This is a genomic window from Pseudomonas sp. GNP012, assembly GCF_054343835.1.
Genome location: NZ_JBTGUU010000001.1, coordinates 3,797,477 through 3,810,564, shown reverse-complemented (window position 1 = coordinate 3,810,564; position 13,088 = coordinate 3,797,477). Strand labels below are relative to the sequence as shown.

Annotated in this window: 14 protein-coding genes; 6 read left to right on the top strand and 8 right to left on the bottom strand. The window is 61.1% G+C overall.

The window, feature by feature from the left end; genetic code table 11:
* Positions 1-13: 13 nt before the first annotated feature.
* The 3 genes from lapG to ACXX83_RS17145 all read right to left on the bottom strand — a co-directional run bounded on the left by lapG (position 14) and on the right by ACXX83_RS17145 (position 1,825).
* Positions 14-721, bottom strand: coding sequence for a cysteine protease LapG (gene lapG, locus ACXX83_RS17155; RefSeq protein ID WP_458549146.1), 708 nt, complete (start codon positions 719-721; stop codon positions 14-16).
* A 110-nt stretch (positions 722-831) separates the two neighbouring features.
* Positions 832-1,227, bottom strand: a complete 396-nt coding sequence (locus tag ACXX83_RS17150) for a YbaN family protein (RefSeq protein ID WP_102673847.1) — start codon at positions 1,225-1,227, stop codon at positions 832-834.
* 10 nt (positions 1,228-1,237) lie between these two features.
* Positions 1,238-1,825, bottom strand: a complete 588-nt coding sequence (locus tag ACXX83_RS17145; protein WP_007975277.1) for a UPF0149 family protein — start codon at positions 1,823-1,825, stop codon at positions 1,238-1,240.
* Positions 1,826-2,211: 386 nt separating this feature from the next.
* On the opposite strand from ACXX83_RS17145, the gene recQ reads away from it, so the two are divergent.
* The 4 genes from recQ to ACXX83_RS17125 all read left to right on the top strand — a co-directional run bounded on the left by recQ (position 2,212) and on the right by ACXX83_RS17125 (position 6,591).
* Entirely contained in the window at positions 2,212-4,338 is a 2,127-nt protein-coding gene (recQ, locus tag ACXX83_RS17140; protein WP_095963810.1) for a DNA helicase RecQ, read from the top strand.
* 119 nt (positions 4,339-4,457) lie between these two features.
* Positions 4,458-4,892, top strand: a complete 435-nt coding sequence (locus tag ACXX83_RS17135; protein ID WP_007975279.1) for a MarR family transcriptional regulator — start codon at positions 4,458-4,460, stop codon at positions 4,890-4,892.
* Between the two features lie 127 nt (positions 4,893-5,019).
* The gene (locus ACXX83_RS17130) at positions 5,020-6,270 is read left to right on the top strand and encodes a type IV pilus assembly protein FimV (RefSeq protein ID WP_458549145.1); all 1,251 of its coding nucleotides are present in this window, start codon (positions 5,020-5,022) and stop codon (positions 6,268-6,270) included.
* A 33-nt stretch (positions 6,271-6,303) separates the two neighbouring features.
* A complete protein-coding gene (locus ACXX83_RS17125; protein WP_015096307.1) occupies positions 6,304-6,591 on the top strand; it encodes an Rdx family protein in 288 nt (95 codons plus the stop codon).
* Here ACXX83_RS17125 and ACXX83_RS17120 read toward each other — a convergent pair.
* Both ACXX83_RS17120 and ACXX83_RS17115 read right to left on the bottom strand, forming a co-directional pair.
* Positions 6,585-7,478: a DMT family transporter gene (locus ACXX83_RS17120; protein WP_217836026.1), complete on the bottom strand. Its 894-nt coding sequence runs from the start codon at positions 7,476-7,478 to the stop codon at positions 6,585-6,587. The genes ACXX83_RS17125 and ACXX83_RS17120 overlap by 7 nt on opposite strands.
* Before the next feature lie 71 nt (positions 7,479-7,549).
* Positions 7,550-8,314 (bottom strand): helix-turn-helix transcriptional regulator, encoded by a 765-nt coding sequence (locus tag ACXX83_RS17115; protein WP_458549144.1) that lies wholly within the window; start codon positions 8,312-8,314, stop codon positions 7,550-7,552.
* Positions 8,315-8,448: 134 nt separating this feature from the next.
* On the opposite strand from ACXX83_RS17115, the gene ACXX83_RS17110 reads away from it, so the two are divergent.
* The gene (locus tag ACXX83_RS17110; protein WP_126046831.1) at positions 8,449-9,264 is read left to right on the top strand and encodes a UDP-2,3-diacylglucosamine diphosphatase; all 816 of its coding nucleotides are present in this window, start codon (positions 8,449-8,451) and stop codon (positions 9,262-9,264) included.
* Between the two features lie 152 nt (positions 9,265-9,416).
* Here ACXX83_RS17110 and ACXX83_RS17105 read toward each other — a convergent pair whose 3' ends face one another.
* Together ACXX83_RS17105 and ACXX83_RS17100 are read right to left on the bottom strand one after the other, a co-directional pair.
* Positions 9,417-10,007 (bottom strand): HD domain-containing protein, encoded by a 591-nt coding sequence (locus ACXX83_RS17105; RefSeq protein WP_126046829.1) that lies wholly within the window; start codon positions 10,005-10,007, stop codon positions 9,417-9,419.
* Between the two features lie 27 nt (positions 10,008-10,034).
* The gene (locus ACXX83_RS17100; RefSeq protein WP_458549143.1) at positions 10,035-10,346 is read right to left on the bottom strand and encodes an Mpo1-like protein; all 312 of its coding nucleotides are present in this window, start codon (positions 10,344-10,346) and stop codon (positions 10,035-10,037) included.
* 160 nt (positions 10,347-10,506) lie between these two features.
* Here ACXX83_RS17100 and ACXX83_RS17095 point away from each other — a divergent pair, with 160 nt between their 5' ends.
* Positions 10,507-11,568 carry an AraC family transcriptional regulator gene (locus tag ACXX83_RS17095; protein WP_458549142.1) on the top strand — a complete coding sequence of 354 codons (1,062 nt, stop codon included), beginning with the start codon at positions 10,507-10,509 and terminating at the stop codon, positions 11,566-11,568.
* On the opposite strand, the gene ACXX83_RS17090 is transcribed toward ACXX83_RS17095, so the two are convergent.
* A complete protein-coding gene (locus ACXX83_RS17090; RefSeq protein WP_458549141.1) occupies positions 11,525-12,979 on the bottom strand; it encodes a TrkH family potassium uptake protein in 1,455 nt (484 codons plus the stop codon). The genes ACXX83_RS17095 and ACXX83_RS17090 overlap by 44 nt on opposite strands.
* Positions 12,980-13,088 lie beyond the last annotated feature (109 nt).

Here is a 13,088-nt window from a genome sequence, read left to right as displayed (position 1 = left end):
CTTGCCATGGCGGTTAGCCGTCGCCGATGTCGAACCCTTCACTCTGCATCTTTTTCAACACGTCCTGCCAGCGCGACAGCTTTTTCGAGTCGCTGCTGCGTTGGCCGCCATTCTTGCCCGGCAGATACAGGCCTTCGGCGTTGAAGGCATACACCGGCAGCAAGTCTTTGCGTTGGGAGGCGGGGCGGATATCGCCGATCAGGTTGTCCAGCACCAGTGGATCGGCCGTGGGGGCGCTGTAGAACGTCAGCACCATGTGCGCCTGGTTCTGGCTCAGGGCCTTGACGTAGGTGATGCGCAGTTTTTCGCTGGGAAAACCTAGTCGGCGCAGGCTGAAATACTTCGCCAGCGCGTAGTCCTCGCAATCGGCGGCACCCTTGATCAGGGCTTCGACGGGCGTGGCCCAGTAATCGGTCTGTTGCCAGATGCGCGTGTCGTCCTGGAAATTCAACTGCTGATTGAAGAAGCGGTTCACCGCGTTGAGCTGCTCACGTTCGGGCGCGCCGCGTGCACTTTGCAGCATCTGACTCCATGCCTCGATCCGGTTCCGTGCCGGTCCCGGCGGGCCGTAGCGTTTTTCCACGGTTTGCAGGATCTGCGCAAAATCCCAGTCGGCCCGGACGCCGTTGAAAACGGTCAGTAGCAAACCGGCCAGCAGCAACCCGCCACCGAGCCGAAGTCGGAGCGCTGGCCATCCTGGACTACGCAGACTGCGGGCCATGTCTGGCTGCTCGAGTGTAGGTTCGTGGAGTTTAGGTGGAGATTTTGCAGGGGGAGGGCAGGTCGTCGGGCGAAGGCCGCTCACTGAGCTTTTTGTGGTCCCGGGAGACTTCAGGATTTGCGCAGGGTTTTTTGCCTGAGGATGTAGATCGTCACCAGCACCGCACTGGTCAGCATGAACCCCCGTGCCCAAGGCAGCGGCACCAGATAACAGGACAACAGGATGCTCGCCCACATCAGGCCGATGGCGTAGACCTTGCTCTTGAGCGGAATGCCGTTGCCGTCGAGGTAATCGCGAATCCACGGACCAAGCCGCGGATGTTTAACCAGCCATTGATAGAAGCGCGGCGAACTGCGGGCAAAGCAGGCGGCCGCCAACAGCAGGAAGGGGGTGGTGGGCAATACCGGCAGGAAAATCCCGATGACCCCCAACGCTACGCTCAGCCAGCCGATGGCCAGCAGCACGTAGCGCAACATCAGGGGGCGGTTGCCTATGGGGTTGTCCATAGGCAAAACCTTAGTGGTGACGGGGTTTGAGAATCGCCGGTTTTTCGTCTGGTGCGTTGCACAGCAGGTACAGCGCAGTCAGGGCTTCCGGGATCTGCACGATCATGTCGTCCATCAGGTTGGCGTCGGCGGCAATGTCGGAGAATTCCGGTTGCTCGTCGAACAGGCCCGAACCGACCATGATCGGCAGCAGCATTTCGCTGACTTCGTCTTCGGCGGTTTCAAACCAGGCTTCTTCGCGCAGGAACACGCCCTCCATGAAACCGATGCACCAGCCGCGCAGTTCGGAATCGTCCGGGTCGTCGCCCAGGTCCAGGTCGCACGGCAACTCGAACTCCTCGTCGGAGGCCAGTTGACGGGCGATGTGGGCCTTGAGGCCGATCAGCGTGGCTTCGATCTCTTCGCGCTGGGCTTCGCCACTGTAATGCGGCTCTTCGGCGAACAGTGCGTCGATCCATTCACGGTCCGGGACCACTTCGGAACAGATCGACAGCGCAGTGAGGTAGCCGTGGGCGGCCACGTAGTCCAGCGCCTCGTCATGCAGTTCATCAGCGTCGAGGAAGACTTGCAGGCGGGTTAGTTGCTCAGCGAAGGACATTAAAGGACTACCTTGGGGAATGTTCGATGCGGGAATTCTAGGCCTTCTTGAGCGCTTGGGCCAGCCGCACGGCATATTTGCACCTTTGTGGGAGCGGGCTTGCTCGCGAAGGCGGTGTTCCAGGCTGCATTAATGTTGACTGACACTCCCTCTTCGTCGGAACGCCGCCCGGACCAAGCCCGCTCCCACAGTCCGATTGTGTGAGTCTTATCAGCGGTGCCCTTTGCCGGACGGGGCTCGGGTATACTCGCGCGTTTTGTGATGCCCTGCTGGCTTCACGGCTGAAATGTGAAGCGTCATGCAATGCGCACTTACGATTTGTCGGTGCAGCGTCGCGGGTTCTGAACCAGCCTTGCAGGGATGTTTCGGTGATTTTTGGAGTTTTTATGCTCGAACAGGCTCAACGCGTCCTCAAGGACATCTTCGGCTACGACAGTTTCCGTGGCCGCCAGGGTGCAATCATTGAGCGCGTGGCCAGCGGTGGCGATGCCCTGGTCCTGATGCCTACCGGTGGCGGCAAGTCATTGTGTTTCCAGGTTCCGGCGCTGCTGCGCGAAGGCCTGGCCGTGGTGGTCTCGCCGCTGATCGCCCTGATGGACGACCAGGTCGCCACCCTCGAAGAACTGGGCGTGGCCGCCGCCGCGTTGAACTCCACCCTCAGCGCCGAGCAGCAGCGCGACCTTGCCGCCCGCATCCGCCGCGGTGAAGTGAAAATGCTCTATCTGGCGCCGGAGCGTCTGGTCCAGCCGCGCATGCTGTCATTTCTGCAGGGACTGAACATTTCCCTGTTCGCCATCGACGAAGCCCACTGCGTGTCGCAATGGGGGCATGACTTCCGTCCGGAATACCTGCAACTGGGCCAGTTGGCGGAAATGTTCCCCGACGTGCCGCGCATCGCCCTGACCGCCACGGCCGACAAGCGCACCCGGGAAGAAATCGTCACCCGGCTGCATCTGCAAGACGCCGAGCGCTTCCTGTCGAGCTTCGACCGACCGAACATCTTTTATCGCATCGTGCCCAAGGAGCAGCCGCGCAAGCAGTTGCTGGCGTTCCTCGCCGAGCGCCGCAGCGATGCGGGCATCGTGTATTGCCTGTCGCGCAAGAAAGTCGAGGAAGTCGCCGCGTTCCTCAGCGAACAGGGCTTCCCGGCGCTGCCGTACCACGCCGGTCTGCCCAACGATTTGCGGGCTTACCATCAGAAGCGCTTCCTCAATGAAGAAGGCCTGATCATGGTTGCCACCGTGGCGTTCGGCATGGGCATCGACAAGCCCAACGTGCGTTTTGTCGCGCATCTCGATTTGCCGAAATCCCTGGAGGCCTACTACCAGGAAACCGGTCGTGGTGGCCGTGACGGCCTGCCGGCAGACGCCTGGATGGCCTACGGCCTGCAGGACGTGGTGATGCTCAAGCAGATGCTGCAGAACTCCGAAGGCGACGAGCGCCACAAACGCCTGGAGCAGCACAAGCTCGACGCCATGCTTTCCCTGTGTGAAGAAACCCGCTGCCGTCGGCAAACGCTGCTGGCCTACTTCGACGAGGACATGCCCCAGCCTTGCGGTCATTGCGACAACTGCGTCGACGGCGTGCAGACCTGGGATGCCACCGAGCCGGCGCGTCAGGCGCTGTCGGCGATCTACCGCACCGGTCAACGCTACGGTGTCGGACACCTGGTGGATGTATTGCTGGGCAAGGACAACGAAAAGGTCCGAAACTTCGGCCATCAGCATCTTTCGGTGTTTGGTGTTGGCAAGGCGATGACAGAGGGCGAGTGGCGCTCGTTGTTCCGCCAACTGGTGGCCCGTGGTCTGGCCGACATCGACCTCGAAGGCTACGGTGGCCTGCGCCTGAGCGACAGTTGCCGGCCGCTGCTCAAAGGCGAGGTGACCCTGGAGTTGCGCCGCGATCTCAAGGCGCAAACCGTGGCGAAAAGCAGCAAGAGCCAGGCGAGCCAGCTGGTGCGGGGCGAGGAGCGCGAACAGTGGGAAGCCTTGCGCGCCCTGCGGCGCAAGCTCGCCGAAGAACATGGCGTGCCGCCGTATGTCATCTTCCCCGACTCGACCTTGCTGGAAATGCTGCGCAGCCAGCCGACCTCGCTGGCGCAAATGGCCACGGTCAGCGGCGTCGGCGCGCGCAAGCTGGAGCGTTACGGCGAGGCCTTCCTCGAAGTACTCGGCGGCCAGGTCGAGGCGCCGAAACCGGTGGCCGACGTACGTCACGAATTGATCACGCTGGCGCGGGCGGGGATGACACCGGTGCAGATCGCCGGTCAGTTGCAGTGCTCGGAAAAGAACGTCTACACCATGCTGGCCGAAGCGATCGGCAAGCAGCAGTTGTCGCTGGAGCAGGCGCTGGATCTGCCTGAAGACCTGATGGGTGAAGTCCAGGACGCCTTCCTCGACGGCGAAGGCGAATTGCCGCCGGTTTCCGAGATCGCCGCGCTGTTCGCGGGCCGGGTACCGGAAGGGGTTTTGTATTGTGTTCGCGCTGCCTTGCAGTCGGAATTCGAGATTTGAGACATCCGTAGTGCTGATGTAACGATTCAGTACAGATCAAGCCTTGCCTCGGATCGAGGCTCATGCTTAGCTGACTAATAATTAGTTTTTATTTATTTCAGTCTAATCATGAGTGTTTTATGCCGTTAACCGATCAACACCGCTTTGGCATGCAATTGGCCCAGATGTCCCGTGGCTGGCGTGCCGAACTGGACCGCCGTCTGGCGGGCATGGGCTTGTCCCAGGCGCGCTGGCTGGTGCTGCTGCACCTGGCCCGTTTCGAAGAAGCTCCGACCCAGCGGGAGCTGGCACAAAGCGTTGGCGTCGAAGGCCCGACCCTGGCCCGTTTGCTCGACAGTCTGGAAAGCCAGGGTCTGGTGCAACGCCAGGCTGTGCTGGAAGACCGTCGGGCGAAGAAAATCGTGCTCTGCGCCCCGGCACTTCCCCTGATCGAACAAATTGAAACCATTGCCACGCAACTGCGTCACGAACTGTTCGAAGGCGTCGATGAGGCGGATTTGAAGGTGTGCATGCGGGTTCACGGCCATATCCTGGGCAACCTTGAAAAATCCTGAGGCATAACCGACTGCCAGGCTTTTGAGAGACCGCATTGCGCAGACTATAAGAACTACTCGGCGATATCGTGTTCGTAACGGATGTACGAACACGTACGGGTAGTTTTTGTAGATCTCAAGGATGCTCATGCTCAAGTGTTGGCGGTTGGTTTTGCGCGGTTGTTCACAGGGGTTGCTGGCTGGGGCGGCGATCACTTACTCGGCATGGGCACCGGCGCAGGGCCTGGGTGAAATCACCCTGCATTCGGCGCTGAATCAACCGCTGCGTGCCGATATCGCCCTGGTGGATGCGGCTGGCCTGGAGGAGGGCGAGCTGTCGGTGGGCCTGGCATCGGCAGACGAGTTCAGCCGTGCCGGGGTCGACCGGGTCTTTTTCCTCGACAATCTGACATTCACTCCGGTCCTGCGCGGCAAGCGCAGCGTGATCCAGGTGACATCCAGCAAACCGGTCAGTGAACCCTTCCTGAATTTCCTCGTGCAGCTCAATCAGCCCGGCGCCCGGTTATTGCGCGAGTACACGGTGCTGATCGATCCACCGGGGTCGCCAGGCATTGTTGCCGCCACCGATGAGCCGGTTTCCCGTTCCCTGGCGTCTGCATTCCCCAAGGTTCAACCGGTCGAAACGCCGCCACCCGTGGCAAGGACGACGCCAGCAACTGACGTCTCCATGGTTGATCCCGCTGTCGAACTACTGGCTGCCAGCACCCTGCAGAACCACCAGCTTCAATCCACAGTCGATGAACTCAATGCGAAGCTGCAAAGCCAGGATGAGCTGATCGACGGCCAGAAACAGCAGTTGGCCGAACTGCAAACCCAACTGGCTGAACTCAAGAAGGTAAAGGCGCAACCCATGGTTTCTGATGCAGTGGCACCGGCCCCCGCCATTGCTGACCCCCCCAGGGTTGGCTGGTTGCAGATTGCCGGTGTGTCGGCGTTGATGGGGTTGCTGGCGCTGGGCTGGTTTGTACGTCGTCGGCGCCAGCAGCATCAGGCCACGGATTCAGAGGCTCTGCCGTCGCCACATGAGCCGTCGGCTGAGTTTTTTACCGAGCCAGTGATCTGGCCGCCCGTCGCGCAATCGCCCACTGCGCAGCGCGACGGGGTGCCAGCCAATGTTGAACTCGAGTGGGTCGATAACCGTCACACCATCCCGGTCGCTGCTGCCGTGGCGGCTCCGGGTTTGGCGATACCCGGCGAATCCGTCATTGACGATGAGTACCGGCTCAACCTGGAGGAGCTGTCCATGGCGTCGAGTTGGGACGTAATCAGCCCGGACGAGACCAGGCAGCCGGTGGCTCTGGCCATGATCGAGCCTGCGTTCGGGTTAGAGGCACAACCTGATCAGCCGACTCGACAGTCACCGGCCGGGCTATCATAGCGGCGTCGTCAAACTCTGGAGTCAAGCCCCATCATGACCGCCCACAAACCGGAAATCGTCATCACCTATTGCACGCAATGCCAGTGGCTGTTGCGTGCGGCCTGGCTGGCCCAGGAACTGCTCAGCACCTTTGGTGACGACCTGGGCAAAGTCTCCCTGGTGCCGGGCACCGGCGGGGTCTTCCATATTTTCTGTGACGCCGTGCAGATCTGGGAGCGCAAGGCGGACGGTGGCTTCCCTGAAGCCAAAGTGCTCAAGCAGCGGGTCCGCGACCAGATCGACCCGGACCGCGACCTTGGACACAACGACCGCACTCAGTGAGACGCAGCCTCGGCGATAATGGCTTTCTTGCTCGAACTGCTTGAGAGCCTGCTGGATACCACTATTGCCACAATGATCAACGCACCTCCCAGCAACATGCGCAGGGTCGGGTTTTCGTTGAACAGCAGCCAGGCGACGGTGATGCCGTAGACCGGCTCCAGGGCGAACACCACGGCGGCGGTGCGTGCCTTGATCACCGCCAGGCTGGCGACAAACAAACTGTGGGCGACACCGGTACAGAACACCCCGAGCAGGCCGATCCACAGCCAGTCGATGGCGCGTACTTCGCTCAATTGAGGCGCCGCCACGGGTAGCAGGCACAGGGCAACCACCACGTTCTGGCACAGCGCGGCCTGCACGGGCGGGACGCGCCCGGAGCCGGCACGGTTGGTCAGCGACAGCAGGGCGAACAACAACCCTGAACCCACGGCCCACAGCAGGCCGGTGGTGGCGCCGCTGGCCAGGTCAAAATCAGGCGTGACCAGCACCAGCCCGACACTCACCAGCAGCACCAGCACAATCTCATTGGCGCGAATGCGCTCGCGGAAGATCAACCCTTCGAGGATCACGGTAAAGGCCGGGAAACTGGCGAAGCCGAGCGTTGCAATCGCCACGCCTGCGACTTTCACCGCAATGAAGAAACTCACCCAGTGCCCGGCGAGCAACAAGCCACCGAGCAGCAGCCGACGCCAGTCCACGGCCTCGAGTTTCTGCCAGCGCGTCTGACTGGCGAACCGTGCAAAAAACGCCAGTGCGAGCACGGCAAAAGCGGCACGGCCGAACACGATGATCGCCGGTGATGCGGCAGCCAGTTTGCCGAACACGCCGGTCAGGCCGAACATCAATGCGCCGATATGCAAGGCGCCAAGTGCGGTACGGGGAGTCATTGCAATCCTTGATGACAAACGAACAGAGGCCTCATTGAAGCGCGTAATGGCCCGTCAAGTCTGTCGGCAGACTAGCGTTTTTTGTCGCCAGCCTCGCGCCGCAGTTTTCCGGGCGATGCCCCGAACTCGCGCAGCACCGCCGCCGCGAAGGCACTCTGGGAGCTGTAGCCGACGCGGCTGGCAATCTCGCCGATGGGCAGCGCCGAGTTGCGCAGCAAGCCCACAGCGATATGCAGGCGTCGGCTGCGGATGTAGTCCATCGGCGTCTGCCCGCATTCAGCCACGAACCGCGCATGCAAACGGGCACTGGAGAGGCCGGCCACCCGGGCCAGGTCGGCCACCTGCAGCGGGTACGCCGCGTACTGATCGATGTGTGCATTCAGCGCGGCATAGGGCAGGCGCCGACCGCCGACGGCATCGGGCCTGGCGTTGTTCAGGCTGGCCAGCAACAGCACCGCACCTTGTTGTGCGATCAGCGGATCCTCGACCGGACTGTTCGCCAGCCAGCTGACCAATTGGCTTTGTCCCGCGTCCAGGGGCAGGCGGCCGGCGTTGTCGAGCAAGCGTCGGCTGGACTCGGCGTGATCGCCCAACGACTGCGAAACCCATTGTTCGCCGGGCACATCCAGCACCAGGCAGCGGCTGCCATTGGCGCTGCCACACGCGTGATGCGCGCCGGAGGGCACCACCACGAAACTCTGCTGGACCACCTGGCTGCCACGGCCGTCGACCTCGAAATCCAGGGCGCCCGAAAGCCCGAACACCAGTTGCGCGTGGTCGTGGCTGTGGACGATCAGGTCGTGGCTGTATTGGCGCAGCGTGAGGATCGGTCTCATCGCGGGTCTCCCGGTTCAGGGCGTCAGTCTACACCGAGCGGGCCAACAAGCGTTGTCACAGGACTGACTTGACGCTGTCATGGACCATTAACCGGGCCGCGGCAGACTTGGCAAAACTTGCCAGAGGGTTGCCCATGACCAGCGCCGAGCTCGCCAAACCCACCCGTAAGCAACGCGTACGGACGCTATGGATTTCCGACGTGCATTTGGGCACCCGGGATTGCCAGGCTGAACACCTGTCGCAGTTTCTCAAGGGCTACCACGCGGACAGAATCTACCTGGTCGGCGACATCATCGACGGCTGGAAACTGCGCGGCGGCATGTATTGGCCGCAGGCGCACACCAACGTGATCCGTCGCCTGTTGACCATGAGCAAACGTGGCACCGAGGTGATCTACGTCACCGGCAATCACGATGAGTTCCTGCGCCGCTATTCGAAACTGATTCTGGGCAATATCCAGTTGGTGGACGAAGCGGTACACGTCACCGCCGACGGCCGGCATCTGCTGGTGATCCATGGCGACCAGTTCGATGTGATCACCCGGTATCATCGCTGGCTGGCCTTTCTCGGCGATTCGGCCTACGAATTCACACTGACCCTCAACCGCTGGCTCAATCATTGGCGCGCGCGATATGGCTACGGCTACTGGTCGCTGTCGGCCTACCTCAAGCACAAGGTGAAAACCGCGGTCAGTTTCATCAGCGACTTCGAGGAAGCCATCGCCCATGAATGTGTCAAGCGCGAGCTGCACGGCGTGGTGTGCGGGCACATTCACCATGCAGAGATTCGCAAGGTGGGTGAGGTGGATTATCTCAATTGCGGTGACTGGGTAGAGTCGTGCACGGCTCTGATCGAACATTGGGATGGTTCGATCGAGCTGTATCGGCTGGCGGATGCCCAGGCGCGGGAGGCGCAGATGAAGGCGGCCAAGGTTGCCGAGTTGGCCTGACAGTCATTCGGTGTTGGTGCTGGCCTCTTCGCGGGCAAGTCGGATCGCCGCACCGCCGCTCCCACAGTGATCCCGGTCGATCACAACTTTTGTATACACCAGAGAACCTGTGGGAGCGGGCTTGCCCGCGAATGGACCGCGCAGCGGTCCTGTCAGGCTGGCGAGTGTTCTTCCATCGCCGCCTTGTAGATCGAGTTCCTGGGGTGCGCAAACAACCGCTCCATCATCGGCTCGAAGAAGCTCAATGGCAGCGTGTCATACGCCGGATCAAACGCCGCCGCATCGTATTTGGCACAGAACTCTACGGTCGCCTGGTACTGCGGATGGTCCTGGAACTGCTCACGCAGATGCCGATCCATGCCCAGGTGATGGAAGAAGTAGTAGCCCTGGAAAATCCCGTGCTTTTCCACCATCCACAGGTTCTCGGCGCTGACGAACGGCTTGAGGATTGCTGCGGCGATGTCCGGGTGGTTGTAGGAGCCCAGGGTGTCACCGATGTCATGGAGCAGGGCGCAGACCACGTATTCCTCGTCGCGACCATCGCGAAAGGCGCGGGTGGCGGTTTGCAGGGAGTGGGTCAGGCGATCCACCGGGAACCCGCCAAAATCCCCCTCCAGTAACTTCAGGTGCGCCACAATCCTTGTCGGCAATTGTCGCGCGTAGGCACTGAAGTCTGCGGCGATGATCGCCCAGTCTTCCTGCGTGCCATCCTTCATGTGGGTGAAGCGGGCATTGGCATTCATAGGCAACTCTCTTGTGACGGATGTTCTCTAGAACGGAACGCGCCCCAGCACCATGTCCCGGTACATGACAAAATCGCCGAGCAGGCTATAGAGGGGGTGTTGGAACGTTGCCGGGCGGTTCTTCTCGAAGAAGAAGTGACCGACCCAGGCAAAGCTGTAACCCGCCACAGGCAGGGCCCACAACAGCATCCAGGCTCCGCGACCGATGGTCAGCGCCAGTATCAAGATTACCAGCGTCGTGCCGATAAAATGCAGACGGCGGCAGGTACTGTTGCTGTGTTCGCTGAGGTAATACGGGTAGAACTCAGCGAAACTGTTGAATCGTTTGATGTTTTCCACGACTGCGATCTCTGTGGTTATTGTTCTGGCTGCAAGTTGTTCTGCGGGTAGCTTATTTGAGTCTAGAGTGATCAATGGCATCAGCCAGTGACAATAGGCGCCACTTTAGTATCCTTCGGTCAATAGCCGTCGCATGCGGCTCACCATGTAAGAAAACGCCATGAGCGAACGAACGACTTCTGCAAGCTGGGCGATGGGGATTGTCAAAGCGCTGGAGATGGACGGCCTGGATTGCCGGGTTCTGTTCAAACAGCTGGGGCTCGACTACGCGGCACTGGATGATCCGGATGCACGCTTCCCGCAAGATTCCATGACACGGCTTTGGCAACGCGCGGTCGAACTGTCCGGCAACCCGGCCATCGGCCTGAACATGGGCAAGTTGGTGCGACCGGCGCAGTTCCATGTGACCGGTTACGCCTTGATGTCCAGCCAGACACTGGCCGAAGGTTTTCAGCGTCTGGTGCGCTATCAGCGGATCATCGCCGAAAGTGCCGACTTGAGTTTCCAGTTGCTGGACGAAGGCTATGCGCTGATTCTGACGGTGCATGGCGACCATCTGCCACCGACCCGGCAGAGTGCCGAAGCTTCACTGGCCTGCGCCCTGGCGCTGTGCAGCTGGTTGACCGGGCGAACGTTGCAACCACGCAAAGTGTTGCTGCAAGGCGCTGAGCCGGCCAATCCGGAACCCTATAAACAAGCCTTCCATGCACCGCTGGTGTTCAACGCGCCTTACGATGCGCTGATTTTCGAGCGTTCGGACATGGAAGCGCCCTTGCCGACGGCCAACGAAGCCATGGCGTTGCTGCATGACCGCTTTGCCGGTGAGTACCTGGCGCGCTTTTCCGAAAGCCGCGTGACACACAAGGCGCGGCAGGTGTTGTGCCGCCTGTTGCCCCAGGGCGAGCCCAAGCGCGACGCCGTGGCGCAGACACTGCATCTTTCCCAGCGCACCTTGCAACGGCGCTTGCAGGAAGAGGGCACGAGTTTTCAGGCGCTGCTGGACGATACCCGGCGCGAACTGGCCGAGCAGTACCTGGCTCAACCGAACATGACCTTGCTGGAAATCGCCTACTTGCTGGGGTTCGCCGATCCGAGCAACTTCTTCCGCGCTTTCCGCCGCTGGTTCGATGCCACACCCGGCGAGTACCGGATGCGGCTGATGCAGGCACCTGAAGCGGTCAATGACGCCAAAATGCCGGAATACACAGCACAAACACAGTGATGATCTCCAGTCGGCCGAGCAGCATGCCGAACGACAGAATCCACTTGGCGGCATCGGGCAGGGTCGCGAAGTTACCTGCCGGGCCGATGGTCTCACCGAGCCCCGGGCCGACACCGGACACGGTACTGGCCGCGCCGGTGAGGGCGGTCATCCAGTCCACGCCGAGCAGCGACAGCAGCAGCGCAATCACGCAGATGGTGATCGCAAAGAAGAACGAAAAGGTCAGGATCGAACGCACGATTTCTTCGTCGAGGCGGTGACCGTTGTACTTCTGCTTGATCACCGCGCGCGGATGAATCAGCTGGTTAAGGTTGGCCTTGAGCAGGATATAGGCCACCTGGAAGCGGAAAATCTTGATACCGCCCGCGGTCGAGCCGGAACAACCGCCGACAAACCCCAGATAGAAAAACAGCATCAGCGAGAAATTGCCCCAGAGGCTGTAGTCCCCCAGTGCAAAACCGGTGGTGGTCACTACCGACGTCACGTTCAGCGCCACATGCCGCAACGCCTCCAGCCAATGCAGCTGGGTCGTCCACCAATACCAGGTGCCGAGTACCAGCCAGGTCACCAGCAGCATGCCGAGCAGGCCTTGAACCTGTTCATCCTTGATCAGCGCCCGACGGTTGCCACGCAAGGTGGCGACATACAGGGTGAACGGCAGGGCCCCGAGAATCATGACGACGATCGCGACCCAATGCACCGCAGGCTCCGGCCACTTGGCCAAAGACTGGTCGGAGGTGGAGAAGCCACCGGTGGAAATCGCCGACATGGCGTGGTTGATCGCGTCGAACAGGCTCATCCCGGCCCACCAGAACGCCAGGCTGCCGACAATGGTAATGCCGACGTAGGTTGCCACGATCAGGCGCGCCACCATGTGCGAGCGGGGCATGACTTTTTCCGAGCGGTCCGACGATTCGGTTTGGAACAGCCGCATGCCGCCGATGCGCAGCAGCGGCAGAATCGCCACCGCCATGCCGATGAAGCCGATGCCGCCGAGCCAGTGCAGCAACGAGCGCCACATCAGGATGCCGGGGGACATGGTGTCCAGGCCGCTGAGTACGGTTGCGCCAGTGGCGGTGATGCCGGACATGCTTTCGAAGAACGAGTCGGTGTAGCTGATGTTTTGGGTCAGCAGGAACGGCAGCGCGGCGAAGATGCACACCACCAGCCAACTGCTGACGGTCAGCAGGTACATGTCTCGGGGGCGCAGGTGCACGTGCTCGGGGCGCCCCGGAATCACCAGCGCCAAACCGGCGACAAAGGTGATCATGCTGGCCCAGAGGAACGACGGCAGATCGCTGGTGCGGTCGAAAATGACCAGCGTGGCCATGGGTATGACCATGGAGATCGCCAGCGTGATCAGGAAGATGCCGATGATGAAACCAATGATCCGTAAGGTCGGCAACGCCATGAGGTCCGCTCGGCTGATAGAGGAAAGGGCGCCATTCTACCTGTGAGGCAGGGCATGTAAACCGGCACTGCTGCGGCAGTTACAGCTAGAATAGCCGCACAAATTTTTC

Coding starts and splice junctions, on each gene's coding strand:
- lapG (WP_458549146.1), bottom strand. CDS start 721: ATGGCCCGCAGTCTGCGTAGTCCAGGATGGCCAGCGCTCCGACTTCGG.
- ACXX83_RS17150 (WP_102673847.1), bottom strand. CDS start 1,227: ATGGACAACCCCATAGGCAACCGCCCCCTGATGTTGCGCTACGTGCTG.
- ACXX83_RS17145 (WP_007975277.1), bottom strand. CDS start 1,825: ATGTCCTTCGCTGAGCAACTAACCCGCCTGCAAGTCTTCCTCGACGCT.
- recQ (WP_095963810.1), top strand. CDS start 2,212: ATGCTCGAACAGGCTCAACGCGTCCTCAAGGACATCTTCGGCTACGAC.
- ACXX83_RS17135 (WP_007975279.1), top strand. CDS start 4,458: ATGCCGTTAACCGATCAACACCGCTTTGGCATGCAATTGGCCCAGATG.
- ACXX83_RS17130 (WP_458549145.1), top strand. CDS start 5,020: ATGCTCAAGTGTTGGCGGTTGGTTTTGCGCGGTTGTTCACAGGGGTTG.
- ACXX83_RS17125 (WP_015096307.1), top strand. CDS start 6,304: ATGACCGCCCACAAACCGGAAATCGTCATCACCTATTGCACGCAATGC.
- ACXX83_RS17120 (WP_217836026.1), bottom strand. CDS start 7,478: ATGACTCCCCGTACCGCACTTGGCGCCTTGCATATCGGCGCATTGATG.
- ACXX83_RS17115 (WP_458549144.1), bottom strand. CDS start 8,314: ATGAGACCGATCCTCACGCTGCGCCAATACAGCCACGACCTGATCGTC.
- ACXX83_RS17110 (WP_126046831.1), top strand. CDS start 8,449: ATGACCAGCGCCGAGCTCGCCAAACCCACCCGTAAGCAACGCGTACGG.
- ACXX83_RS17105 (WP_126046829.1), bottom strand. CDS start 10,007: ATGAATGCCAATGCCCGCTTCACCCACATGAAGGATGGCACGCAGGAA.
- ACXX83_RS17095 (WP_458549142.1), top strand. CDS start 10,507: ATGAGCGAACGAACGACTTCTGCAAGCTGGGCGATGGGGATTGTCAAA.
- ACXX83_RS17090 (WP_458549141.1), bottom strand. CDS start 12,979: ATGGCGTTGCCGACCTTACGGATCATTGGTTTCATCATCGGCATCTTC.